The organism is Acinetobacter sp. 766875, assembly GCF_000582055.1.
Taxonomy (GTDB): domain Bacteria; phylum Pseudomonadota; class Gammaproteobacteria; order Pseudomonadales; family Moraxellaceae; genus Acinetobacter; species Acinetobacter nosocomialis.
Genome location: NZ_JEXX01000001.1, coordinates 459,634 through 482,127 on the forward strand (window position 1 = coordinate 459,634; position 22,494 = coordinate 482,127).

22 protein-coding genes are annotated in these 22,494 nt (G+C 35.9%); 17 read left to right on the forward strand and 5 right to left on the reverse strand.

The window, feature by feature from the left end; all coding sequences use genetic code 11:
- Positions 1 to 296: 296 nt before the first annotated feature.
- The 7 genes from J576_RS02080 to J576_RS02110 all read left to right on the forward strand — a co-directional run bounded on the left by J576_RS02080 (position 297) and on the right by J576_RS02110 (position 4,658).
- Entirely contained in the window at positions 297 to 689 is a 393-nt protein-coding gene (locus J576_RS02080; protein WP_002049260.1) for a hypothetical protein, read from the forward strand.
- A 116-nt stretch (positions 690 to 805) separates the two neighbouring features.
- Positions 806 to 1,228: a hypothetical protein gene (locus tag J576_RS02085; protein ID WP_002049190.1), complete on the forward strand. Its 423-nt coding sequence runs from the start codon at positions 806 to 808 to the stop codon at positions 1,226 to 1,228.
- 223 nt (positions 1,229 to 1,451) lie between these two features.
- Positions 1,452 to 1,796 carry a hypothetical protein gene (locus J576_RS02090; protein WP_002049102.1) on the forward strand — a complete coding sequence of 115 codons (345 nt, stop codon included), beginning with the start codon at positions 1,452 to 1,454 and terminating at the stop codon, positions 1,794 to 1,796.
- A 201-nt stretch (positions 1,797 to 1,997) separates the two neighbouring features.
- Positions 1,998 to 2,255 (forward strand): hypothetical protein, encoded by a 258-nt coding sequence (locus J576_RS02095; RefSeq protein ID WP_002049367.1) that lies wholly within the window; start codon positions 1,998 to 2,000, stop codon positions 2,253 to 2,255.
- A 195-nt stretch (positions 2,256 to 2,450) separates the two neighbouring features.
- A complete protein-coding gene (locus J576_RS20375; RefSeq protein ID WP_227865527.1) occupies positions 2,451 to 2,615 on the forward strand; it encodes a hypothetical protein in 165 nt (54 codons plus the stop codon).
- 420 nt (positions 2,616 to 3,035) lie between these two features.
- Positions 3,036 to 3,314: a hypothetical protein gene (locus J576_RS02105; protein ID WP_406565898.1), complete on the forward strand. Its 279-nt coding sequence runs from the start codon at positions 3,036 to 3,038 to the stop codon at positions 3,312 to 3,314.
- 783 nt (positions 3,315 to 4,097) lie between these two features.
- Positions 4,098 to 4,658: a TetR/AcrR family transcriptional regulator gene (locus J576_RS02110; RefSeq protein ID WP_025467750.1), complete on the forward strand. Its 561-nt coding sequence runs from the start codon at positions 4,098 to 4,100 to the stop codon at positions 4,656 to 4,658.
- Between the two features lie 54 nt (positions 4,659 to 4,712).
- Here the strand turns inward: J576_RS02110 and J576_RS02115 are convergent, their stop codons facing one another.
- Together J576_RS02115 and J576_RS02120 are read right to left on the reverse strand one after the other, a co-directional pair.
- The gene (locus tag J576_RS02115; protein WP_002049327.1) at positions 4,713 to 5,834 is read right to left on the reverse strand and encodes a hypothetical protein; all 1,122 of its coding nucleotides are present in this window, start codon (positions 5,832 to 5,834) and stop codon (positions 4,713 to 4,715) included.
- Between the two features lie 244 nt (positions 5,835 to 6,078).
- Positions 6,079 to 6,996, reverse strand: coding sequence for a LysR family transcriptional regulator (locus J576_RS02120; protein WP_002049219.1), 918 nt, complete (start codon positions 6,994 to 6,996; stop codon positions 6,079 to 6,081).
- 97 nt (positions 6,997 to 7,093) lie between these two features.
- On the opposite strand from J576_RS02120, the gene aptA reads away from it, so the two are divergent.
- The 3 genes from aptA to J576_RS02135 all read left to right on the forward strand — a co-directional run bounded on the left by aptA (position 7,094) and on the right by J576_RS02135 (position 11,653).
- Positions 7,094 to 8,476, forward strand: coding sequence for an omega-aminotransferase AptA (aptA, locus tag J576_RS02125; RefSeq protein WP_081400903.1), 1,383 nt, complete (start codon positions 7,094 to 7,096; stop codon positions 8,474 to 8,476).
- A 106-nt stretch (positions 8,477 to 8,582) separates the two neighbouring features.
- Positions 8,583 to 10,151, forward strand: a complete 1,569-nt coding sequence (locus J576_RS02130) for a CoA-acylating methylmalonate-semialdehyde dehydrogenase (protein WP_002049254.1) — start codon at positions 8,583 to 8,585, stop codon at positions 10,149 to 10,151.
- A 104-nt stretch (positions 10,152 to 10,255) separates the two neighbouring features.
- Positions 10,256 to 11,653: an amino acid permease gene (locus J576_RS02135; protein ID WP_002049077.1), complete on the forward strand. Its 1,398-nt coding sequence runs from the start codon at positions 10,256 to 10,258 to the stop codon at positions 11,651 to 11,653.
- Between the two features lie 149 nt (positions 11,654 to 11,802).
- On the opposite strand, the gene J576_RS02140 is transcribed toward J576_RS02135, so the two are convergent.
- Positions 11,803 to 12,036, reverse strand: coding sequence for a DUF2171 domain-containing protein (locus J576_RS02140; protein ID WP_000105754.1), 234 nt, complete (start codon positions 12,034 to 12,036; stop codon positions 11,803 to 11,805).
- 298 nt (positions 12,037 to 12,334) lie between these two features.
- Between J576_RS02140 and J576_RS02145 the strand changes: the two genes are divergently transcribed.
- The 6 genes from J576_RS02145 to J576_RS02170 all read left to right on the forward strand — a co-directional run bounded on the left by J576_RS02145 (position 12,335) and on the right by J576_RS02170 (position 16,585).
- Positions 12,335 to 13,309 carry an acyl-CoA dehydrogenase family protein gene (locus J576_RS02145; RefSeq protein WP_002049202.1) on the forward strand — a complete coding sequence of 325 codons (975 nt, stop codon included), beginning with the start codon at positions 12,335 to 12,337 and terminating at the stop codon, positions 13,307 to 13,309.
- A complete protein-coding gene (locus tag J576_RS02150; RefSeq protein ID WP_002049120.1) occupies positions 13,297 to 14,091 on the forward strand; it encodes a PIG-L deacetylase family protein in 795 nt (264 codons plus the stop codon). Before J576_RS02145 ends, J576_RS02150 begins: the two co-directional genes overlap by 13 nt.
- A complete protein-coding gene (locus J576_RS02155; RefSeq protein WP_081404057.1) occupies positions 14,066 to 14,665 on the forward strand; it encodes a class I SAM-dependent methyltransferase in 600 nt (199 codons plus the stop codon). The genes J576_RS02150 and J576_RS02155 overlap by 26 nt, the downstream gene beginning before the upstream one ends.
- Positions 14,662 to 15,306: a glycosyltransferase family 2 protein gene (locus tag J576_RS02160; protein WP_002049169.1), complete on the forward strand. Its 645-nt coding sequence runs from the start codon at positions 14,662 to 14,664 to the stop codon at positions 15,304 to 15,306. The genes J576_RS02155 and J576_RS02160 overlap by 4 nt, the downstream gene beginning before the upstream one ends.
- A gap of 282 nt (positions 15,307 to 15,588) precedes the next feature.
- Positions 15,589 to 15,951, forward strand: coding sequence for a NirD/YgiW/YdeI family stress tolerance protein (locus J576_RS02165; RefSeq protein ID WP_002049108.1), 363 nt, complete (start codon positions 15,589 to 15,591; stop codon positions 15,949 to 15,951).
- Positions 15,952 to 16,114: 163 nt separating this feature from the next.
- Entirely contained in the window at positions 16,115 to 16,585 is a 471-nt protein-coding gene (locus J576_RS02170; protein ID WP_002049354.1) for an AnBLUF65 family BLUF photoreceptors, read from the forward strand.
- Here the strand turns inward: J576_RS02170 and J576_RS20005 are convergent.
- Together J576_RS20005 and J576_RS02180 are read right to left on the reverse strand one after the other, a co-directional pair.
- The gene (locus J576_RS20005) at positions 16,582 to 16,908 is read right to left on the reverse strand and encodes a hypothetical protein (RefSeq protein WP_004707954.1); all 327 of its coding nucleotides are present in this window, start codon (positions 16,906 to 16,908) and stop codon (positions 16,582 to 16,584) included. The genes J576_RS02170 and J576_RS20005 overlap by 4 nt on opposite strands.
- A 713-nt stretch (positions 16,909 to 17,621) precedes the next feature.
- The gene (locus tag J576_RS02180; protein WP_002049361.1) at positions 17,622 to 18,773 is read right to left on the reverse strand and encodes an alpha/beta fold hydrolase; all 1,152 of its coding nucleotides are present in this window, start codon (positions 18,771 to 18,773) and stop codon (positions 17,622 to 17,624) included.
- A 358-nt stretch (positions 18,774 to 19,131) separates the two neighbouring features.
- Between J576_RS02180 and J576_RS02185 the strand changes: the two genes are divergently transcribed.
- A complete protein-coding gene (locus J576_RS02185) occupies positions 19,132 to 22,428 on the forward strand; it encodes a M43 family zinc metalloprotease (protein WP_002049064.1) in 3,297 nt (1,098 codons plus the stop codon).
- Positions 22,429 to 22,494 lie beyond the last annotated feature (66 nt).

A 22,494-nucleotide genomic window follows, 5' to 3' on the forward strand; every position in this document is an offset into this window, starting at 1 on the left:
GTAGAGGGTGGTAGAATAGCAGTTACAATCTGTGACTACGTTATAAAGTTTATTGCTTAAATATTTTACTAGTGCTTTTTAGATAAATGTCATTGGTTCACAATTTAGACATGTACTTATGCAAATTCTTAGGAATGAGAGTTTGCATTCCTTTTTTGATTTTTAGCTAAAAGATAAGTGATCAGGCCTAGATAAATTATGTATCAATTTAAATAGAGAGTTATTTTAAATATATATTTATAGAATTCTAAAATCTTAATCAGAAAAATATTATAGTGACGTAAATAATGAGTAGAATGATATTTGTTGGTTTTGATCATAGCAAATCTGAGGGAGGAAAAAGTCTTTCTGAATCTATTGCTAGTACATATTGGGATGCATTTGGTGATTTATTGGATGAAGTTTTTTTGCCAAGCTATCCACAATTACATGAAAGCATAAAATCGGAAGAGGGTAAGTATTTAAAATTCTATACTTTTGAAGAATTGGACAGAGTTCACTTTAATTTATCTATTAAATTGATTAGACAATATGTTAAGCATATGAAAATAGAGGATTGGGGTAAAAGAGATTATATAACAGATATGGCTAAATGGCAGAATATGGCTCTTCAAGTATGGGAAGATATTGTAGAGCCCTATGTTGTACGAGATAGTCGATATGATACTAGACTAGCAAGTATTGATTAATGGTAAATACAAAGAGTATTTAAGATTATACGTGAGAGCATCATTGGTTAGTGTGGGTCCATCTGGTGGTGTAATTAGAAAATTGTTAAGATATTTCTAGTAATTGGTTTAATAATATGATTTCTTTTTCGGTTCCATGTAAGGTTAATAAACCGCCCATTGAAGTTTTAGAGAAAATTTCTAATTTTATATCTGATAATAAAATAAGTGGATTAACTCTAAATATTGAAGATGACTTATTGTTTGTTGACTCTTTGAAAGCTAGAGTTTGGATTGATGTTTTAAATGTTGAAACAACAAAACAGGATTTAAGTTGTTTTAATAGTTTGAATTTTGAAATTAGTAAAGATTCTGGAGAAGTTTTGTTTAAATATTTATATGATATAAGCGCAAAAAGAAGAGATTCTGAAACATTAAGTATCATGGTGAAGCTGGCTTATATTTTATCAAAAATAGAGGGAAGTTTTATTTATAATGATAATGGGCTATTGGATGGAAAGGAAGTATATTTATCAAATGAATTTGAAAAATTTATTTAATATAGTAAAGATCGGGATAATTTAGCTGATTAGGAATTTATGGACTATTAATGATAAAATTATTTAGGAAAATAAGTGCAGAAATTTTCGATTTTATTTTATAAAAGAGTTATTGTGAATTAATGGTTCTTTTATATTTTTTAAGGTTTTGATTTTATTATTAAAATGGAAAAATAGGGTTATTTTTATCTTTCCGATGAAGATAAAGTAATGAGAAGTAATTATGAATAATTTAAAAACATTATTATTGTATAGAGAAATTTTTGATAGCAATCGTCCTTTAGATAAACCTACTATTGAGGATAATAAATACTTTCTTTCAGAAAATAATGCTGATGAAATTGTAAAATATTTTGAGTCTGGATTAGTTTTATTAGAATTTGTAAGTCCAATAGAAGATCCTTATAATCACCAAGATATTTTACCAAATATCATTTATTCTGATGGTGTATATGTTTGGGATGCAATTATAATTAATTGGGTTAGAAAATATAGAGTTAGATTACCTGCTGAATTTATTGATTATTTTAAAGGTTTGAGTAATATTGTTGTTGATAAAAAAAGTTAGATCAGGGAAAGTTATTGGATTTATATAAAACATCTGAATTGATATTTTGTGATTTTGATAAAAATATTGTATAAAGGCAAATTATTCTTAGCGGACGCACATTAAACAATTGTGGTAGCAATGAGGGTTTCCAGTCAGAATTATTTTGGAGAAATTTTTATAATGTATATTAGGTTGACTTTTAATGTGTCTGGAGACTTTTTGGATGCTATTCAAGCTTTAAAAAATATTTCTAGTGATAAGATTTATTTTGCTTTTGATGAAGAATACCCCAATTATATTCAGTTTAACTCTAATAAAGATTTTTCTAATGAATATTATGATGAAGAATATGATTCTATATTTTATGAGTTCATTTCTAAAAATATTGAAAATTTTATAAAAATGGAGCTGATGGTTTTATTTTATTTATGGAGGTATATATTTCAGAAGATGAGCAATGTAATTTTGAGGTTTTAAATGCTGAATTCTTATCTTTAATCGGGAAATATAAAATTTCTATACCATTGAGTGTTTATAAAGTCACGGACTAAATGAGAGCGACGGAGGAAGCCGAGTTTTCCTGTATTGATACATAAGCATTTGACTTGTACAATTTAAAAGTTTGAGATAGTAGGTAAGATCTATAAAAATTTGTGTTTTATGGGAGGTTAAATGGTTGATGAATTAAAGAATATTATCAAAAATTTAAAAAAATATACTAATGAGGAAAGATGCTTTTGGTTGTTGAATAACTATCCTTTAAATAGTGAGGATTATTATTTGGCATTCCAATTAATCCCTCATTTTTCATGGGGAAAAAAGGAAAGAAAATATTAATGAATTATTATTTACATAAGTTACCATTTTCATCAGAAAGGCCATATTTAGTATTTTTGAAGATTTCACCGTTGTCAGAGTTTATGAAAATTTTGGAAGAAATTGTAACTGATAAAAATAATGAAGATTTAACTCTATTGAGTTATCATCTGAATAGAATATTTCAATATGAAATAAAGAAAGATGTATATAATAAACATAAGGTTGATATAGAAAGGCTTTTAAATAAATTGAAGTAGAAATTCTACTATCACTAATTAATTTTCATCCCTTCCCAGAAAGCACCAATTTCAAATCAATAGCTATGGATAAAACATGAATTCAATAAATCGCAGTAGTAAGTTCTTTCTTGCAGTTTTTCTGATGATGAGTCTTTCAAATACATATGCAGCAAAGACACAGGTTGAAGAGGTTGATGCAATGGAAGCTGCTGGAGCAGAAGTGGCTGAAGCGGGTAGAGCGGATGTTAGTGGAATGAACGGTCAATGTCGTGCTGATGAAGCTTGTGATGCGGTAACTTCTGTAGCTCCCGTTTCTGATGATGAAAGGTACGGTGGTATTGAACAGGAATATGTTGTAAAAGGCTGTAAAGTAACGGTCTACAAGGATGGGCCAGTGAAAATGGTCGATGTAAAGACAGATCAACCATGTGATGCTCCACTTCCTAAAGGTCACAAATTCTCTAAAAAGAACCATTAATTATTTTGTGTAGCATCTTTAAATGGGTGCTATTAAAATGAATTTACCAAGCCTCAAGCCAACTGAGAGTAAAAAGCTTATTTTTCTCATCTATTCTGATTAGGTACTATAAGAATTAGCCCAATCTTTCTTATTGCCGAACTCAATTATTTAAAAAAATCTATAAAAATAACAACATCTGTTTTTTACCCGTAGATTTTGTAGTACATCTTAAAACCCACTGATTTATCAAATACTTTGTCTGTTTTATTTTAAAACTGTTGTCACTTTTTGTGCTTGACGATAAATAGAGTGACTATTATCCTTTGCGTGCTGGCCTACATTGCCAGTCGGTTTTAGCAGACCGCATCAAACGTACATTAAAAGTTTCATACTTTTAGTGTTGAGCCCTCGTGCCCCCTCTGCGGCGGAACGGGAGGGGGACACCTTCGGGTGTGCTGGCCACGTTTGACCAGTCTGCTAACCCCTTTTCGTTCTGCCACCATAATTTTAATGTCTGGCAGAACTCCCAATAAAAAGGAGTCGGCTTTGCACATCCATTATTTCTTGGCAGCTTTTGCCAAAAGCTATAACAACACAACTTAGTTTGTTAACAAGTTTGATCGCCATTAGGTTTATCAAGCTTTAAATCATCACGACCAAAAACTTAGCAACTATAAAACTCAAGACGTGCCAAGCACAGTCTTTATGGGTTTTGCTTTGCCTTTTTTTCTCCTAAAAAGGGCACAGACTTTTTTTAACTCATTTATATACAACAAAAATTTATTTTATAACGGTAAAACTATGCCAAATTTAATTCTCCCAACACGTGCTTTAGAAGTTGTAAAAAAAGGAATAAATCTGTTTCACCACGGTGGGTTTCACACTGTGGGCGTCGACAAAATTGTGAAAGAAACTGAAGTGAACAAAATGACGTTTTATAATTATTTTCACTCAAAAGAGCGCTTCATTGATATTTGTCTAGTCGTACAAAAAGAACGGCTCCAAGACCAAGTGGTTGCACTGGTGGAGTATGAGCATGATACAAATGCCATAGATAAACTCAAGAAACTGCATGTTCTACATACCGACTTAGAGGGACCATATTACTTATTATTTAAGGCTATTTTTGAAACTAAAAATAGCTATCCAAATGCTTACCAAACCGCAGTAAGGTACAGAACATGGCTGACCAATGAAATTTATAGCGTACTTAGAACACTTAAGGCCGATGCATCATTTAATGAAGCGAAACTCTTTTTATATATGATTGAGGGTGCAATTATTCAGTATTTAGATAAGAACGATGCGTATGAAGGAAATAAGGCATTAGATTACTTTTTATTAAGGGTAGGGCTGGTTTAGATAAATATCCCAAAGTACATTGCAAGGTACTTTGGGATATACAGGTTTTAAATTTTACTTATAGTAAGTTTGGATTTGGGCAACAAGAAAGTCATAACTCGCTTTATTGTATAAAGCGAACTCTCCTTTTGTTTGATAGTTAGTGGTCCACATAGTTGCTGGTTCACCGTATGTCTCAGATGTGACATTACCTTTAACTTGCCATTCGGCATCATAAATTTTGCCATTCATTTCAACGGCTGGGTCTTTTCCGCCAGAATAAATTTGGTTTCCTGCACTGTCTACAGAGTAAGTCACATTGTAGCCAGCCACAGTATCAAATTTATATTTAGCCTTTGGATAAAGGGCTTGTTGCCACTCAGCTACAGTTTTGAACTTAGTGCTATTGTTGTCAGAGAAATAAAACTCTGTATTGTTATAAATAACAGACTTCGGTACATAAATAAAAGAACCGCTTGGGAAAGTCGCATTACTATTCAATAAGCTCGTAAAAGCCGTTTGATTATTTTTAAGTATTAGAGTTAATCGATCACTCATATATAAGTAGTCTATATTTTCTGGTCGACTGGTTAAAATATTTGATGGGAAAATATCAGATATTTTTTTACCCGAAACATCTATTTTTTCGTAGTCGTAACTAATGTTATATGAATTTAAACTACAAGTATCATTAAATTGAGCAGTCGTAATTTGTGAGCCTTGGGATGCAACGACATAACCTAAAGGCCAACCATTATTTTGCTTTTGGTATGTCTTTTTAGTGAAAAGACCGAAAGAGTTAAGGTCATAACTTTGGACGATATCTTCAGCCAAACTACTCTCAATTTCATCAGCAGTTATATTGTAAAGTGCTTTTGGATAAGCATATAACATTTGATCATTTCTTTTAATTTCATATGCATAAAGTTGTGGAATTGAAGTTGGAGGATTTCCTGAAGAAATTTCCTTAAATCTATAATTTAAAGAATATAGCGTTTCATCAAAAATTGTATTTGTTGAAAGTGTAGAGTTTAAGAGAATACCTCTATCACACTTTAGACTATTTACATTTTGACTAGATTGTCCTTGAGCTTGCGATGATACATTTTCAGTATTATTAGAGCTTGAACTGCCTCCACCGCACCCCGTTAACATAATAAATGAAATAGAAACTGCTAAAGTTGAAATTTTTTTCATGAATAAACCTTAAGTATTTATGTTTACTTTGCGGGGTGATTATATATTTTTTATTTATTAAAAACAGACTGTTAAATAATATTTGTTAAGTATTAAATATATTTAAATATACTCGATAGTCATTTTTATCTAAAAAGCCACAATGAAGCCTAAATTTTGTAAATTTCTATTATGAAGTTTTTTTAAATAAAAGGACTTGTTATTTATAAATAATCTATATTCTTATATCTATATATAAATATTTTTAACTACTGCTGATTCTTTTCTCAAGCATCTCCATAAAGGTTTTTAAAATATTATTGTGGTTCTTACCCTTATGCGTAATTAAACATATAGGGGTGCTGTAATGCATCTTCTCTTTTAAAACAGGTTGCATCACACCATCTTCAACCCATTTTTTTGCATAGTGGTCGGGCAAAAAACCTAAAAATTTTCCGGTTAAAATCAGAAAGGCAATCCCTTCACGGTCACTTGCTGTCGCTTTACAGTCTAAAAGCTGATGTAACTTTGCGGCTTCTGAGGTAATGGCATAATTAGGAAGAATAGCTTGCCATTTTTTTAATTCATTTAAATTAATGTTGCTACATTGGTTAAATAAAGGATGGTTTTTGCCACAGTATAAAAATGAACTTTCGCTATATAAGTCGAAATAGTCTAAACCAGATAAAGGTGTAACAAGGGGTATAACACCTGCATGCAATCGGTTATCGAGTACACGACACTCAATATCTGAAAGGGTGCTCATACTAATATTAATAATAACCTCGGCATGTTCCTCGGCAAGTTGTGTCAAGGTGTTGGTGATATAACCTCTTGGCATAGTCACAAGGTTGTTAATAATGCCGATATTAAACTCCCCCTTAAGGCGGTTATGCATTTGGTTGACTTTAGAGCGGAAGTCTTCAATCGCTGCTGTGAGCACTTCAATATATTCTAAAATTTCCCGCCCTTCATCGGTGAGGGCAAATCCAGCACGGCCACGTTGGCATAGCCGAATGCCTAAACGATTTTCTAAATCACTCATATGCAAACTAATTGCAGAGCGGCTAATACCTAAAATACTTTCGGCAGATGTAAAGCTGTGACAGTCGCAAACCGTTTTAAATATTTTGAGAAGTTTTATATCAAAATCAGTGACTTGATTTAATTTTTTAGGTTTCATTTAGTTTTGTTTTTTTAAATCTAAACTCAAGATAATTTGAATTTATCAAACTTATCTCGCTATGTACACTCAAACCATAATTTGAAAATAAACAGGAATGGTTATGTTTGATACGGATAAATTCAGCGACTCTGAGCATACTTTGGATGCGGTTCAAACTAATAATAATATGCACATAAACTATCAGGCACACTGGATGCCTTTTTCTGCAAATCGAAACTTTGCTAAAGATCCGCGCATGATTGTGGGTGCAAAAGGGTCGTACCTAATTGATGATTCTGGCCGTGAAATTTATGACTCACTTTCAGGCTTATGGACGTGTGGTGCAGGCCATACCTTACCTGAAATTCAACAAGCGGTAAGCGCCCAATTAGGTCAGCTCGACTACTCACCAGCTTTTCAGTTTGGTCATCCGCTTTCTTTTAAGCTGGCAGATAAAATTGTTCAGCATATGCCTGAAAAATTACAACACGTTTTCTTTACCAACTCAGGTTCAGAGTCGGCAGATACGTCTATCAAAATGGCGCGTGCTTATTGGCGCATTAAAGGTAAATCAAGCAAAACCAAATTGATTGGTCGTGCCCGTGGCTACCATGGCGTAAACGTTGCGGGAACAAGTCTAGGTGGGATTGGCGGCAACCGTAAAATGTTTGGTCAGCTTATGGATGTAGACCATTTACCACATACTTTACAGCCGAATTTAACTTTTACCAAAGGCTGTGCAGAAACAGGCGGGGTAGAACTTGCCAATGAAATGCTTAAATTAATTGAGCTACATGATGCTTCAAATATTGCAGCCGTCATTGTGGAGCCTATTTCCGGTTCAGCAGGTTGTATTGTACCGCCAACAGGCTATTTACAACGTTTAAGAGAGATCTGTGATCAGCATGACATCTTGTTAATTTTTGATGAGGTGATTACAGGTTTTGGGCGTTTAGGAACATGGACTGCGGCGGAATATTTCGGAGTTACGCCAGATATTTTGAACTTTGCTAAACAAGTCACCAATGGTGCCATTCCTTTAGGTGGTGTGGTGGCAAGCCATGAAATTTACTCTGCGTTTATGCAGCAAGACTTACCAGAACACGCCATTGAATTTACCCACGGCTATACCTATTCGGCACATCCGGTTGCTTGCGCTGCCGCTTTAGCTGCACTTGAAGTTTTAGAAAAGAAAAACTTGTTAGCTCAATCAGCGGCGTTGGCACCAAGTTTTGAAAAAATGCTGCATGGTTTAAAAGGCGCACCGCACATTTTAGATATTCGCAACTGTGGCTTGATTGGTGCGTTGCAGTTAGCTCCGCGTGATGGCGATGCCACCATTCGAGGCTTTGAACTCGGTATGAAACTCTGGAAAGAAGGTTTCTATGTCCGCTTTGGAGGTGACACGCTTCAGTTCGGTCCAATGTTCAACAGTACGGAAGCAGATATTGACCGCTTATTGAATGCCGTGGGCGATGCACTTTATCAAGTGAAATAAGCCTTATAGATATTTATGAGCATCGGGGTTGTCTCTAGGTGCTCTTTAAAAACCAAATGAAAAAGCAGTTTGATCTGAAAACTAATTGTAGTAAGGAGTAACAACAATGACAAATGGCCTAGAAGATTTTAGCTATGACGAAGTTTCAACTGAAAATAGTACGCATAGTGAACAAGCCAAAAAAGTGCTAGGGCATTTCATTCAAGGACGAATTGTATCTAAAACGGCAAGAAAACAGCCAGTTTACAATCCTGCGACGGGTGAAATTAGTAAAGAAGTCGAAATTGCAGATGCTCAAACGGTAAATGAAGCAGTTCAGGCGGCCGAGCAAGCATTTCCTGCATGGCGTGATACACCAGTTATTAAACGTGCACGTGTCATGTTCAAGTTCAAACAATTATTAGAGCAAAATGCCGAAAAGATTTGCGCTTTGATTGGGCAAGAGCACGGCAAAATTTCTCATGATGCTCAAGGCGAATTGCAACGCGGTATTGAAAACGTTGAATATGCTTGCGGCGCACCAGAGCTTTTAAAAGGGGAGTTTTCAAAAAATGTCGGTCCAGATATCGACTCATGGAGCGAGTTCCAACCGCTAGGGGTTGTCGCTGGTATTACACCGTTTAACTTTCCGGCCATGGTCGCTTTATGGATGTTCCCAATGGCACTAGTCTGCGGTAACTGTTTTATTTTAAAACCTTCTGAAAAAGCACCTTCTGTGGTTTTATACCTTGCTGAACTTTTAAAACAGGCTGGTTTACCTGACGGCGTGTTTAATGTGGTGAATGGTGACAAAGAAGCGGTAGATGCCTTATTGCATCATCCACGTATTCAGGCAGTCAGCTTTGTGGGTTCGACGCCAATTGCTGAATATATTTACCGTACAGCGACTTCAACAGGTAAACGTTGCCAAGCATTAGGCGGTGCAAAAAATCATGCCATCATTATGCCGGATGCCGATATTGATAACGTGGTGACTTCATTATTAGGCGCTGCTTTTGGCTCTTCGGGCGAACGTTGTATGGCACTGTCGGTTGCGGTTGCTATTGGCGATGAAGTTGCCGATGTCGTGATTGATAAGCTCACTCAAGAAATGAAAAAATTGAAGTTCGGTAACTATGCAGATGCAAGTAACGACTTTGGGCCGCTTATTACCCAAGCGCATAAAGACAAAGTGCAGGCTTATATTCAAAGTGCAGAACAGCAAGGCGCAAAAATTGTGGTCGATGGCCGTGATGCAAAACCTGCAGGCTATGAAAAAGGTTTCTTTGTTGGACCAACTTTAATTGATCAAGTCACACCGAATATGACCAGCTACCAGCAAGAAATTTTTGGTCCTGTGTTGCAAGTTATGCGTGTGAATAGCATGCAAGAAGCGATGCAGCTCATTAATGACCATGAATATGGCAACGGTACTTGTATCTATACCCGTGATGGGGAAGCAGCACGCTATTTTAGCAGCCACATTCAAGTGGGTATGGTCGGTATTAACGTGCCTTTACCAGTACCTGTGGCTTACCACAGCTTTGGTGGCTGGAAACGTTCACTGTTTGGTGATTTACATGCGTATGGTCCAGATGGCGTCCGTTTTTACACACGCCGTAAAACCATTACACAGCGCTGGCCTTCGGCTCAAGTCCGTGAAGCAAAACAGTTCTCAATGCCAACTTTAAATTAATGTCTGCAACAAAGGGAAAACATCAGGTTTTCCCTTTTTCATTAGCAAAGGATTTTTAAACATGTAATAGATTGTTTTATGGATATATTTTTAAGGAATGAAATATGAATAATGATAGAACAAAAAAATTAGGCGAAGGACTTTCAAATCGCCATATCACAATGATTAGTATTGGCGGTGTTATTGGTGCAGGTTTATTTGTCGGTTCATCTTCTGCAATTGCCAAAGCAGGCCCAGCGGTCATTCTTGCATATCTCACTACCAGTATTATGGTCTTTCTGGTCATGCGAATGTTGGGTGAAATGGCTGTTTTAGAGCCGGACACCGGTTCATTTTCTACATATGCCCGTAAAGCGATTGGCCCGTGGGCAGGCTTCACTATTGGCTGGTTATATTGGTGGTTTTGGGTGCTTGCTATTCCAGTAGAAGCGATTGCTGGCGCAGAAATTTTACATTCGTGGTTTCCGAGCGTTTCGGTTTCTATCTATGCATTTTGCTTTATTGTGTTCTTAAGCCTGGCCAACTTTTTTAGTACCAAAAGTTTTGGTGAGTTTGAGTTCTGGTTTTCTTTAGTCAAAGTAGTCGCCATTATTGGATTTATCATAATTGGTATTTTGGCAATTTCGGGTATTTGGCCTTTAGCAAAAAATGTTAGCGGTGTTGCCAATTTATATAACAACGCTGGCTTTATGCCGCATGGTATGGGAGGTATTTTATCTGCCATTTTAATTACGGCGTTTTCATTTTTTGGGGTAGAAATTGTCTCGATTGCCGCGGCAGAGTCATCCAACCCTAAACAGAAAATTAGACGTGCTACCAATTTGGTGCTGTACCGTATTATTCTTTTCTTTGTGGTTTCAATGTTTATTGCTGTTTCGCTTGTCGATTGGCGTTCACCAGACTTACAAAAGTACGGGACATTCCAATACGTTTTAATGAGCTTAAATGTACCGGGTACTAAACTTATTATTGATACGGTTGTGTTTATCGCCGTGGCAAGCTGTATGAATGCCGCAATTTATACGTCTTCTCGTATGTTATTCCGCTTAGGAACACGCAATGAAGCACCGCAGGCAGTCACTAAAGTGAATTATGCGGGGGTACCGGCAATTGCGGTGTTTTCCTCAACTTTTATTGGTTTAGTGTGCTGTGTCATTAACTATGTATTCCCTGGGAAAGTGTTTGCCTTATTGCTTTCAAGCACAGGTTCGATTGCTTTGCTGGTGTATTTGGTTATTGCGTTTTCACAGTTACGATTAAGACATAAGTTAGAAGCAGCTGGAGCAGAAATTCCCTTTAAAATGTGGTTGTTTCCATGGCTGACTTGGTTTGTGATTATCATTATTTTAAGTGTATTGGCTTATATGTTCTTCTCACCAGCCTATAGTTATGAAACGACTCTATCTTTAGGGGTAACGTTAGGTGTGGTGGTGTGCGGTTTATTTGTAACCCGAAAGCGTAAAGCAACCCGTTCGGTTGCAATAAATCAGAGTAATTTATAAAAATATTGAATTAAAATTTTTATGATAGAAATAAAAAGCTCCTTAATAAAAAGGAGCTTTTTACTTTTTTAATTCTCGTTATTTTATTTTAATTGTTGTTTATATTTTTAAATAAGATGCACAGTTATAAACTAACTGTGCAAAGAAATTTAAATGGCTTGCCAATTTTCTTTAACTTCTTGAGAGTTTTTATTTAAGATGACTTGATCATCTTTTACTTCACCAATCCAAGAAGTAGGGATAAGGTGATGTTGATCATTTTCGTCTTTAGTAAGTTTTAACTGATTTTCACCTTCAAGGTGATCAACAGTTCCTACTTTGGTACCACAAGAAGCAATAACGTCTGCATGTTTTTTAATATCATTAATATTTAAAGTACTCATTTTTGACCTCTTCTTTGGAAATAGAAAAATCGTAGAAACTAAATTACTGGATAAAATCGGAGAAATCTTTCTTTTTTAATAAACCTTACATGATTATTTTATATTTTCACTTAAGCGATATAGTTAAATAACAATGAAATAAAACGAAATATTCATTTAATAAAGTTATAGAAAATATCTTTTTATTACATTTTATATCTTTAATTAAACAGAATTATTTCGATATGTTTAAGTTAATACTTTTGAATAATTATTTGTAATGAATATTAAAATATCTATAAATATGAAAATCTTGAGTATGTTGAATGAATTCGAACATGCTGAAGCTGAAAACAAAAGTCAGCTACGCCAAGACTTGCTTCAAGAATTAGTAAGTTTAGCTAAAAATTTACCCTATCCAGCATCAGGTCAAACCTACCAAAGGTGGCAAATGTTCGCTCAAATTGCAGGGAGTGACTTAAGTCTAGCTAAATTATTTGAGTCACATTGTGATGCTTTAAGTATTTTAAAAGAACTGGGTTATCAAGCTGAAATAGATGAGCAAACGTGGGCGGTATGGACAGCAGAGGGTGGGCCTGCACCTCTACAAGTCGAGAACAATCATTGTAGCGGTATCAAAACTTGGTGCTCTGGCGCTGAGTTTATTCACAAGGCTTTAATGAGCTATAAGGACAAGCAAGGCCAAGCACAGCTTTGTATTGTTGAATTAAGTGATCCTTCGGTTCATGTTGACCTAAATCATTGGCAAGCCGTTGGTATGCAAGGCACTCAAACAGCCCAAGTACATTTTGACAATACTCCCGTTACGGTTATAGGTCAGCCAAATCGCTATTTAGAGCGTCCCGGATTTTGGCATGGTGCGGCTGGTGTTGCCGCTTGTTGGTATGGTGCAGCGGTACGTTTAGTTAGCTTCCTACATGAAAGTTGCAAACTCAGCCCAAACGCATTTAAAAAAATGTATTTAGGGGAATTAGCTCAACAGCTTTCTGTAACAAAACAGTATTTTCAATATACTGCCAAGCTTATTGATGAAGAACCTATGCTCAGTCATGAGCGAGAAATCCGTATATTGCGTGCTCAAACAGAACAATGCTGCCAGAGTGTTATTCAACTTGTTGGTAAAGCTTTAGGCGCGCGTCCTTATTGTGAAGAAGCTATATTTTCACAGCTCATTGCTGATTTGCCTGTCTTTATTCGTCAGAGCCATGCGGCTTTTGATTATGAGTCTATTGCAGAGCTCTGTTTGCCGGAGAAAAGCTTATGGGAACTTTAACTCATCCCTTAGTCGAAGATCGCGTAATTTCAGGTGAAGGAACACCGAAGTTTAAGTGGCTAGAGGCATTTAAAACGCATCCTTTAGATGGGCTGAATTTACAATTGTTTCGTTCGAAAAGAGTGGTGATTGTCGCTCCGCATCCTGATGACGAAGTGCTTGGCTGTGGTGGTTTAATGCAGCAGCTAGTCAAAGAAAATTGTCATCTTGTTATTGTGGCGGTCAGTAATGGCACGCAAAGCCATCCCCATTCAACAAAATACAGCCCAGACCAATTAAACGAATTACGTCCGCAAGAGACTTTTGCTGCTTTGAATAGTTTAGGTGTCTCAGATCATTCTGAACGAATTGCTTTAAACCTTACGGATGGTCAGATTCACTCACAGGCTCATCTATTAAATCAAGCGCTCAGCCAAATCGTTCAACCTGAAGATATTTTAATTTGTAGTTATGCATTTGATGGGCATCCAGATCATGAGGCCGTCGGGAAAACAGTGCAGGCCTTTGCAACAGTGCATCAATTAGTATGTGTGCATGTACTGATTTGGGCATGGCATTGGGCAGAGCCTTTAGACCCACGTATTGATTGGTCCAAAGCACAAGCTTATGCCTTAACTGAAAACCAATTAAATAAAAAAGTTCAAGCAGTTATGCAATTTAAAACACAAATTGAAGCCGATGAAAGTACAGGCAATTCCGCCGTTTTGTCTTCTAGTGCCATTAGCCGTCTTTTAATGCCTTATGAGGTATATCTGAGTGACTCATTCTCGTATGTATTTTGAGGAGTTGTATCGTAGTAATAATGATCCATGGGGCTATGATTATCACTGGTACGAAGCCCGTAAAAGACAAATCTGCCTTGCATTATTAACACGACCTCATTATGAAAAAGTTTTAGAAATTGGCTGTTCAAATGGGCATTTAAGCGTTTATCTAGCTCAGCGTGCTGCGCGTCTATTGTGTATAGATGTCTCTGAGCAGGCCGTTCAACTCGCATCCCAAATGTTAGAAGCATTTGAACATGTGACTGTTGAAAATAGAAAAATACCTGAAGATTTTTATGAACAAAAATTTGACCTAATTGTGATTAGCGAAGTGGCGTATTACCTCACATGTGATGAGTTAGATGAGTTTATTGAAAAATTAAAGCAGGCTTTAAACCCGGAAGGGGAAATTTTGTGTTGCCATTGGCGACATGATATTCAGGATTTTGAATTGAATGCCAAGCAAGTACACCAAAGCTTTCAACAATATTTTCCATTTCATCACTATTTAAGTCTAAACGATCCGGACTTTATGGTTGATGTTTGGACTGTTAATTCTTCGTCAATAGCTCAGCGGGAACAATTACGATGAAAATAGGTGTTGTGATTCCAGCGCATAATGAAGAACAGCATTTGCCAGCCTGTTTGCAGTCAATTCAAGATGCGATAGAAAAAGTACCGGATGAACAGGTTGAGGTTATGGTTGTGCTCGATAGCTGTACAGACCAGTCGCGCTCAATTGTACAAAGTTATGGAGTAAGCTGGATTGAATGTAATTATGCGTGTGTTGGAAAGGCCCGAGACTTAGGTATTCGTCAAGTTATTCAAAATGGAGCAACTTGGCTTGCCTGTACCGATGCCGATAGTATCGTCAGTCCAGACTGGTTGCGTTGCCAAATTTTGCATCAGCCTACAGATGCAATTTGCGGTATTGTGACTTTAGATGACTTGAGCCGATTATCTGTTATAAAACAAAAAAAGTATTTGTCACATTATCAAGACTGTATGGATCATCATCATATTCATGGTGCAAATTTAAGTTTTAGTGCTGCTGTTTATATGCAAGTTGGTGGTTTTGAACCAGTTCCCTGTCATGAAGATGTTTCCCTCATTAATAAATTGATAAGACAGTGTTGTAATATTACATGGAGCAATTTAGTTCGAGTAACCACCAGTAGTCGATTAGAAGGAAGGGCACCAGAAGGTTTATCTAAATTTTTAGAAAATCTTTAATTAATATTTTTTTCTTAAGTTTATTTTAATAATTAATATCTATTCTAGACTTATATCCTCTGTTACACGCTATTTTTTTGGTTCAGTAAGCTACATCTTTTTGCCACATCACCCGATGTGGTTTTTTTTATTTTAATGATTAAAAAAAGAGCCAGTCTAAAAGCTTCTCCAACAATAATATTGTACATCTGACATGATGACACAAAAAATCACAAAAGCTAAAACTCACAGTTTTAAGAAATTGTTTAGATAACTATGAATAAAAGAATAGGAGAAATTTTAATGAAAAAAATAGTGTTAACCACAATTACCAGTCTGGTTTTATTCGGTAGCAGTGCAACCTTTGCAAGAACTGATCCGGCTATACTCAAACAAGCCGCAAAAAATGTAGTCACTGTTTCAAAAGCAAAAACATTAGCTGATGAAACAGGTGTAACCCTCACAGGAACTATCGTAAAGCATATTGCTGGCGACCATTATGAGCTTAAAGATAAAACGGGTTCCATCGTGATTGATGTTGATGATGACTTAGCAAACGGTTGGCAATTAAAAGTGGGAGATAAAGTACGTATTGTAGGTGAAGTTGACACACATCGTATTAAGCCCACCGAAATTGAAGTTTTACAAATTGAACGTGTTAAATAATGTAGTTATAAACGTCATGGCCCGAACTAGTTTCGGGCTTTTTTATTAAAATTAGGAAAGGTTACGATTTTTTTATAATAATGAAATGTAAAGTATTTCTGTTAAAGGTGTGTTAAGTTGAAAATTCCATTAATAATGAAATTTTATATTTCACGGAAGTCTTATGAACGTTCGACTGTGTTATGCCAGCCAACGAAATGAAAATAATGAAGATTTGCTACAAGATTTGCGTGATATCCTAACAGAAGCTCGTGATTTCAATGATTTGAACGAGATTTGTGGAGTACTTTATTATGCCGATAATGCATTTTTTCAATGTTTAGAAGGCGAAAAAGAGGTAGTAGAAAGATTATTTGAGAAAATTCAAAAAGATCAAAGGCACCACAATGTTAAATGGTTATGCACATATTCCATTGAAGAAAACTCTTTTCAACGTTGGTCAATGAAATATGTGCAACGCAATACAAATATCGAGGCTTTCTTTCTCAAGATGGGAGAAAGTACTTTTAACCCAATTTTGCTTAATCAGCAAAATCTCAAATTTTTCTTAAATGAACTATTAATTGCAGAGCAAACTAAAGTTGATACGGTTAGGAAAGTTGGAATGGTTAATCGGGGAGTAAATCCATTCTAACTATTTGACGTTATACCGATATGGATGTGCTTGAGTTTAGGTACAATTTTAGTCATCACTAAATATACAATCAGTGAAACCGAAAGCATCCATATCACTTCTAAACTTTGACTAATCACGAACATTGCCCAGTAAAAAAAACTAAATAGAGCAATACATAGTCCACTACCTTTATAGTACCACGTAATAAATATTCCAAAGAGTGCCGAAGAAATTAAGAGATTAGTCGTCTCATTCATTCCTAGGTAATTAAAAAAAATAATCATTAAGCATAGAGCTAACATTGATAGTAAATATACAAATATATTTTTTGCGATAAACATTTTCTATACCCTATCTGAAGATTATAAAAAGGTATCTTTCCTCTGTTTCCAGAGGAAAGATAGTACATATTAATTTTTTGAGATTCTTTTTCTATTATTAAGATTTTTTATATTAATAAAGATGACTTTATCATTTTCTCCAGATCTCTTTATTAATATTCAGCTTTCTATTTAATAGTAAAGAGTGCTTATATGTACTGAAATTAATTATAGAAAAAACAAACATTTGTGTTGTAAGCTTTAGCTTACATGATTGTGAGATATTGCCTACAATTGTTCAAATAATATACATATTTTACAATGAATAATAAATTAAAATTATTATGTTTCAAATATTTGAGTGAACCCCCTGTTGAGTTGAGCTTTACACAAATAACAAAAAGTAACATCGACTTTAGGTAGATAATCTTAAAAGTCAAAAATATTATTTAAATAAATTGGATGTGTTTTAAGAAAAATTTAACGTTTGATAAAATTTTTTATTTTAAAAATGGTTTTGTGATAAATAAAATTTATGTTTTTATGACTAAATTAATATATTGGTTAACTATAAAGTGGCAATTTTTTATTATCTTTGTGTTTTATAAAATCGTACTTATAACGTGTGATAAGCAATTACATGCATATGGATTAATCAAATAAAAAGCTTTTGCATAGTTTGAATTTTAAGCAGCGTAGAACTGGCTACGCTGGCTTTCGTGTTTTTAAAAGTATTAGTCTGAACGGGTCGCTAACCAATTACTTATTTCAGGCCAAACAAAACTAGGAGCTTGGCTACCTGAAACCACCCCCATATGGCCGCCTGGTACGGTTTTGAATGTTTTATCTTTACTATCAATTAAGGTCATAAGGGGTTTAACGGCATCGGCGGTCACAATAATGTCTGTATCGCCACCCACGGCTAACACTGAACAATCAATATCTTTTAGATGAGCTGTAAGTTCGCCAAACTTAACGACACCTGTTGATAGCTCATTATCAATCCAGAACCGTAAAATAATGTCACGCATAACGCCGCCTGGATAAGCCAGCATATTGTCTATAAATGAACTAGAGGTGGCGTGGTCAACAATAAATTCTCGGTTATCAAGATTTTTTAAAAGCTGCCAATAGGTTTTTAAATTGCCAATTGGGTCCGTTAATTTAAAACCGAGTGTGTTTTGCCAACCATGAATATGAAACACTTCACTTGGTACATGTTGGCGAATACGAAAAGGGGTGTGCTTACGAACCCACTGTGCAGGTTTGGTCAAGCTTCCATAAAGTTTACCCATATAACCCGCTTTATGGGTGTCGATAGGTGAAGCAAGAATAATCAAATTTTTAATATCTTTATCTTTAAATAACGCGGTATAGCAGAGTGAAAGAGCACCACCTAAACTCCAGCCATGTAAAGAGAGCTGTTGTTGACCACTATGTATACGAACCTGTTTTAACATTTCAGGCATAAAGACTTTAATGTAGGTGCCAAAATTGTATTTTGCCTGATGTCGAGTTGGCACGCCCCAGTCAATTAAATAGACATCAAACCCTTGTGCCAAAAAGAAGCGTACAAAACTGCGAGTAGGGAACAAATCGTAAATAAGCATGTTCACTGCCAATGGCGGAACAATCACTAACGGTACGCGGTGTTTATGTGTAGGAGCTTCAGTCTCATTTCTATAGTGACGTAAGCTCATAATCTCATGCTTATAAATCACATCAAAAGGCGTTTTTCCTGACAAGGCAATTTGAGGGCCTCTAAAAAACAGATCTGATGCATTGGTCAGCATGTGAGGTATTTTCTGACCAGCACGCTTTTTAAGTGACGTTTTAATCGACTTCACTTGTGGAACATTCTGTCGAACTTTAAGCAATAAACTCATTGAATATAAAACCTGTAAATATTTTGCCCAGAGCAAATAACGAGCTGGTCTTTTGCGGATATTAAATGGAATAAAAGGTGAGTTCAGTGACTTAAAAGACAGGATTTCGTTTTAAAAATACCAAAAGGAATTTCTTATAAACATGTTTGCGAACTAATTATCTTAATTTAATAAAATAGTTATTTAATATTAAAAATATAAAATTTTTAAAAAATAGATCTAAATTTGATTTTAAGTAAATTTAAAAAAAATAAAAAATATGTCGCTAAATGGTAATTTTTGTCGCCAAAAGAGGTTCTTCTATTAAGTGAAATTAAATAGTATTTCCTCTATCAATAACAAAAATAAGGAAACCTCAATGGTAACTTATGGCAATGATCAAAATGGTTTATGGCTAAAGTTCGATAATTTTACTTCAAATGATATTAGGCAAATTGAATACATAAATAGTGTTTTATACGTCACTAATTATTCAGGAACTTATTATTCACTAAATTTTAACTCTCTTGCTAAAGCCCGTATGATTTTTAGTGACGGGGTAGAAAAGCAGGTTTTATTTACCAGTGCTGGAAATGGTTTAAATATTTCTACGGCGAATAGTGAGTGGATTGTTGGTACAAACTCAGCTGATCAAATCAGTAGTGGTGCTGGGAATGACCGTCTCTTTGGTGGAGTAGGAGACGATATTTATCAATTCAGTAAAGGGGATGGTATAGACAAGGTCACGGACTATAGTGGAAATAACACGATCCAATTCACGACCAGTAATTTGGCCGATATTTCTATACAAGGCAGTGGAAGTAATTTACAGGTCAAATATTCGGATAGTGATGCTGTATTAATTGAAGGGAATGTAAGTAGCTTTAAATTTTTAGATGGTACAACTGCCACACTCGATCAATTACTCACAAATAAAACCATTACACTCACTGGCACCAAAGGCAATGAAACGGTTAATGGCTTTGCATCGAATGACATTATTAATGGACTTGAAGGTAATGATACCTTAAATGGTAATGCTGGGGATGATACGTTAAATGGTGGTGCAGGTGATGATAAGTTATATGGCGGAACAGGTAATGACTTGACCATAGGTGGTACTGGGAATGATTGGTTAGCCTCGGGTAGTGGGGACGATACTTATCAATTTAGTAAGGGAGATGGTAACGATACCATTAACGATTATTCGGGTAAAAACACCATCCAAATTACTGATGTTTCTTCAAAAGACATTACATTCACAACTAATGCTAATAATGAGTTAGTTATTAATTATTCAGCAACGGATAGCATCACTTTAAAAGCCTATATTAACAACTACATTCTTTCAGATGGTGTAGTCCAAACCTATCAACAGTTTCTAACAGGAAAAACTGCAACATGGAATGGGACAGATAATGCCGATAACTTTTCGGGTACTCTTCCAAATGATGTGATTACTGGAGGCAAAGGTAATGACACGTTAAATGGGCGCGAAGGTGACGATACTTATCGTTTTTCTTTAGGTGATGGAATAGACACAATTAATGGAGATTATTCCGGTAACAACACGATTGTGTTTACAGACGTTAAATCTACCGATGTTCAATACAGTTTTGATAAAACCACTTTGAATATTCAATACAGCGATAGTGATGTTGTTAAGCTAACTGGCTATCTCGCTAACAACAATAAAAACTTTAGTATTCAATTTGCCGATGGCGTCACGATTGACCGTGCTCAACTAGATACGACGGTTGGAGTAAATTACTGGGTACGTGCACTTGTTGCCACAACTAATAGTAATCCAGATTTTAAGTATATTTTCCCTTCTACTGCACCTGATTATCTACTCGATGCAAATGGTCAAGCACCTTCATGGTGGAGTCCTTTTAGTAAAGCCCAACAGGACTTTATGACTCAGGTCTACCAAAAAGCTTCTGACTTTTCAGCTTTAACTTTTACATTAACGGACAATGCATCACAGCTTAATACTATTGCTGCCTACCGGAACAGTACCGCAGCTACGGCTTATGCACAGTATCCAAGCGGAGCATTTGTTGGTTCAGACGTGGCTTTTGGACCAGCTTTTTGGTTTGATCCAGCAGGAACTTGGGTGACTGCAAGCTATCCGCATGAGTTGGGACATGCTCTGGGTTTACGTCATACCTTTGAAGGTTCCACCATTGATAGTTTCTCAAAAGAAGAAGACACACGGGCATGGTCAGTGATGTCATATGACCGTAGTGGTATGTCATATGACGGATCTTTTGCACCGTTTGATATTGCAGCTTTGCAAGCGATATATGGAGTCAATAGTTCAACCCGTGCAGGTAATGATAGCTATGTGTTTGATGGCACTAAAGGCGTTTTAATATGGGATGGTGCAGGCGTTGATACAATCAATGCGAGCAATGCTACACAAGCAGCTACCATCGATCTTAATCAGGGTGGTTGGAGCTATATTGGTGAAAAATCTTCTCATATATCGAGTGCAAACCAACTAAGCATCAACCTTGGAACCCAGATTGAAAATGCAATTGGTGGTGCTTACGATGATATTTTAGTTGGGAACAATTTATCTAACCGACTTGAAGGTGGTCTTGGTAACGACACTTTAAAAGGAAATTGGGGAGACGATGTGCTATTGGGCGGTGCCGGAAATGACATCCTTGATGGTGGAAAAGGTGCGGACAGCCTGATTGGTGGAACGGGTGACGATACTTATTATGTAGATAATTTAGGCGATAGCATTGTAGAGAATACTGCTGAAGGTAACGATAAAGTAATCTCGGATATAAATTATACCTTAGGAGATAATGTAGAATACCTCACTTTAAATGGCGCGGATAATTTAAACGGCAATGGAAATGCGCTGAGTAACGTACTCATTGGTAATGCTGGCAATAACATTTTAAATGGATATGCTGGAAATGACACATTGAATGGTGGAGCCGGAAACGACACCTTAGATGGTGGGGCGGGCAATGACACTTTAGATGGTGGAAGTGGAGCAGATACGCTGATTGGAGGTTTGGGTGATGACATCTATTATGTTGATAATGTAAATGATGTCATTATCGAGAAGATTAACGAAGGGTTTGAGACCGTCAACTCAACTGTGAGTTATGCGTTAGATAGCGGCAACGCGCTAAATAATTTGAATCTGTTAGGTACAGATAATATTGATGGAACGGGGAATGGAAATGGTAATACCATTGTTGGGAACAGTGGTAATAACATTTTAAGTGGCGGTACCAATAATGACGTTCTAAATGGTGGTGCGGGTAATGACATTTTAAATGGTGGAAAAGATAACGATACCTTGATTGGCGGCTTAGGCTCTGACACTGCTTTATATAAACTATTAAATACAAACGATGTAACGGGTGGTAACGGAGCTGACGTTTGGAAAGACTTTAAAGTCGGCAATACCTTAACCGACAGTGAAGCGGACAAAATTGATATTAGTGAACTGCTCATCAATTATGCCAATGGCAGCACTGTAAACTCTATTTTTTCTTATCTCTCATTAGCCCTCAATGGAAATAACAGTATTTTGAGTATTGACCGAGATGGTGCAGGAACTGCTTATCACAGTACCTCATTTTTAACCTTAAATAATGTCAACACTACTTTAAATACTCTATGGGACAACCATCAGATCCTTGTCTAAGTGAAGGAAGTACAAGTGGCTAACTGACTTTAAAAAGATGCTTAGGTGAGATGGCTTAAGCATCTT

Bases quoted from the DNA above. Each gene is read 5' to 3' on its own strand.
- J576_RS02185 (WP_002049064.1), top strand. From the start codon at position 19,132: ATGGTAACTTATGGCAATGATCAAAATGGTTTATGGCTAAAGTTCGAT.
- J576_RS02105 (WP_406565898.1), top strand. From the start codon at position 3,036: ATGGAAGCTGCTGGAGCAGAAGTGGCTGAAGCGGGTAGAGCGGATGTT.
- J576_RS02090 (WP_002049102.1), top strand. From the start codon at position 1,452: ATGAATAATTTAAAAACATTATTATTGTATAGAGAAATTTTTGATAGC.
- J576_RS02160 (WP_002049169.1), top strand. From the start codon at position 14,662: ATGAAAATAGGTGTTGTGATTCCAGCGCATAATGAAGAACAGCATTTG.
- J576_RS02150 (WP_002049120.1), top strand. From the start codon at position 13,297: ATGGGAACTTTAACTCATCCCTTAGTCGAAGATCGCGTAATTTCAGGT.
- J576_RS02080 (WP_002049260.1), top strand. From the start codon at position 297: ATGATATTTGTTGGTTTTGATCATAGCAAATCTGAGGGAGGAAAAAGT.
- J576_RS20375 (WP_227865527.1), top strand. From the start codon at position 2,451: ATGGTTGATGAATTAAAGAATATTATCAAAAATTTAAAAAAATATACT.
- J576_RS02145 (WP_002049202.1), top strand. From the start codon at position 12,335: ATGTTGAATGAATTCGAACATGCTGAAGCTGAAAACAAAAGTCAGCTA.
- J576_RS02115 (WP_002049327.1), bottom strand. From the start codon at position 5,834: ATGAAAAAAATTTCAACTTTAGCAGTTTCTATTTCATTTATTATGTTA.
- J576_RS02135 (WP_002049077.1), top strand. From the start codon at position 10,256: ATGAATAATGATAGAACAAAAAAATTAGGCGAAGGACTTTCAAATCGC.
- J576_RS02140 (WP_000105754.1), bottom strand. From the start codon at position 12,036: ATGAGTACTTTAAATATTAATGATATTAAAAAACATGCAGACGTTATT.
- J576_RS02130 (WP_002049254.1), top strand. From the start codon at position 8,583: ATGACAAATGGCCTAGAAGATTTTAGCTATGACGAAGTTTCAACTGAA.
- J576_RS02085 (WP_002049190.1), top strand. From the start codon at position 806: ATGATTTCTTTTTCGGTTCCATGTAAGGTTAATAAACCGCCCATTGAA.
- J576_RS20005 (WP_004707954.1), bottom strand. From the start codon at position 16,908: ATGTTTATCGCAAAAAATATATTTGTATATTTACTATCAATGTTAGCT.
- J576_RS02120 (WP_002049219.1), bottom strand. From the start codon at position 6,996: ATGAAACCTAAAAAATTAAATCAAGTCACTGATTTTGATATAAAACTT.
- J576_RS02170 (WP_002049354.1), top strand. From the start codon at position 16,115: ATGAACGTTCGACTGTGTTATGCCAGCCAACGAAATGAAAATAATGAA.
- J576_RS02165 (WP_002049108.1), top strand. From the start codon at position 15,589: ATGAAAAAAATAGTGTTAACCACAATTACCAGTCTGGTTTTATTCGGT.
- J576_RS02110 (WP_025467750.1), top strand. From the start codon at position 4,098: ATGCCAAATTTAATTCTCCCAACACGTGCTTTAGAAGTTGTAAAAAAA.
- aptA (WP_081400903.1), top strand. From the start codon at position 7,094: ATGGTTATGTTTGATACGGATAAATTCAGCGACTCTGAGCATACTTTG.
- J576_RS02180 (WP_002049361.1), bottom strand. From the start codon at position 18,773: ATGAGTTTATTGCTTAAAGTTCGACAGAATGTTCCACAAGTGAAGTCG.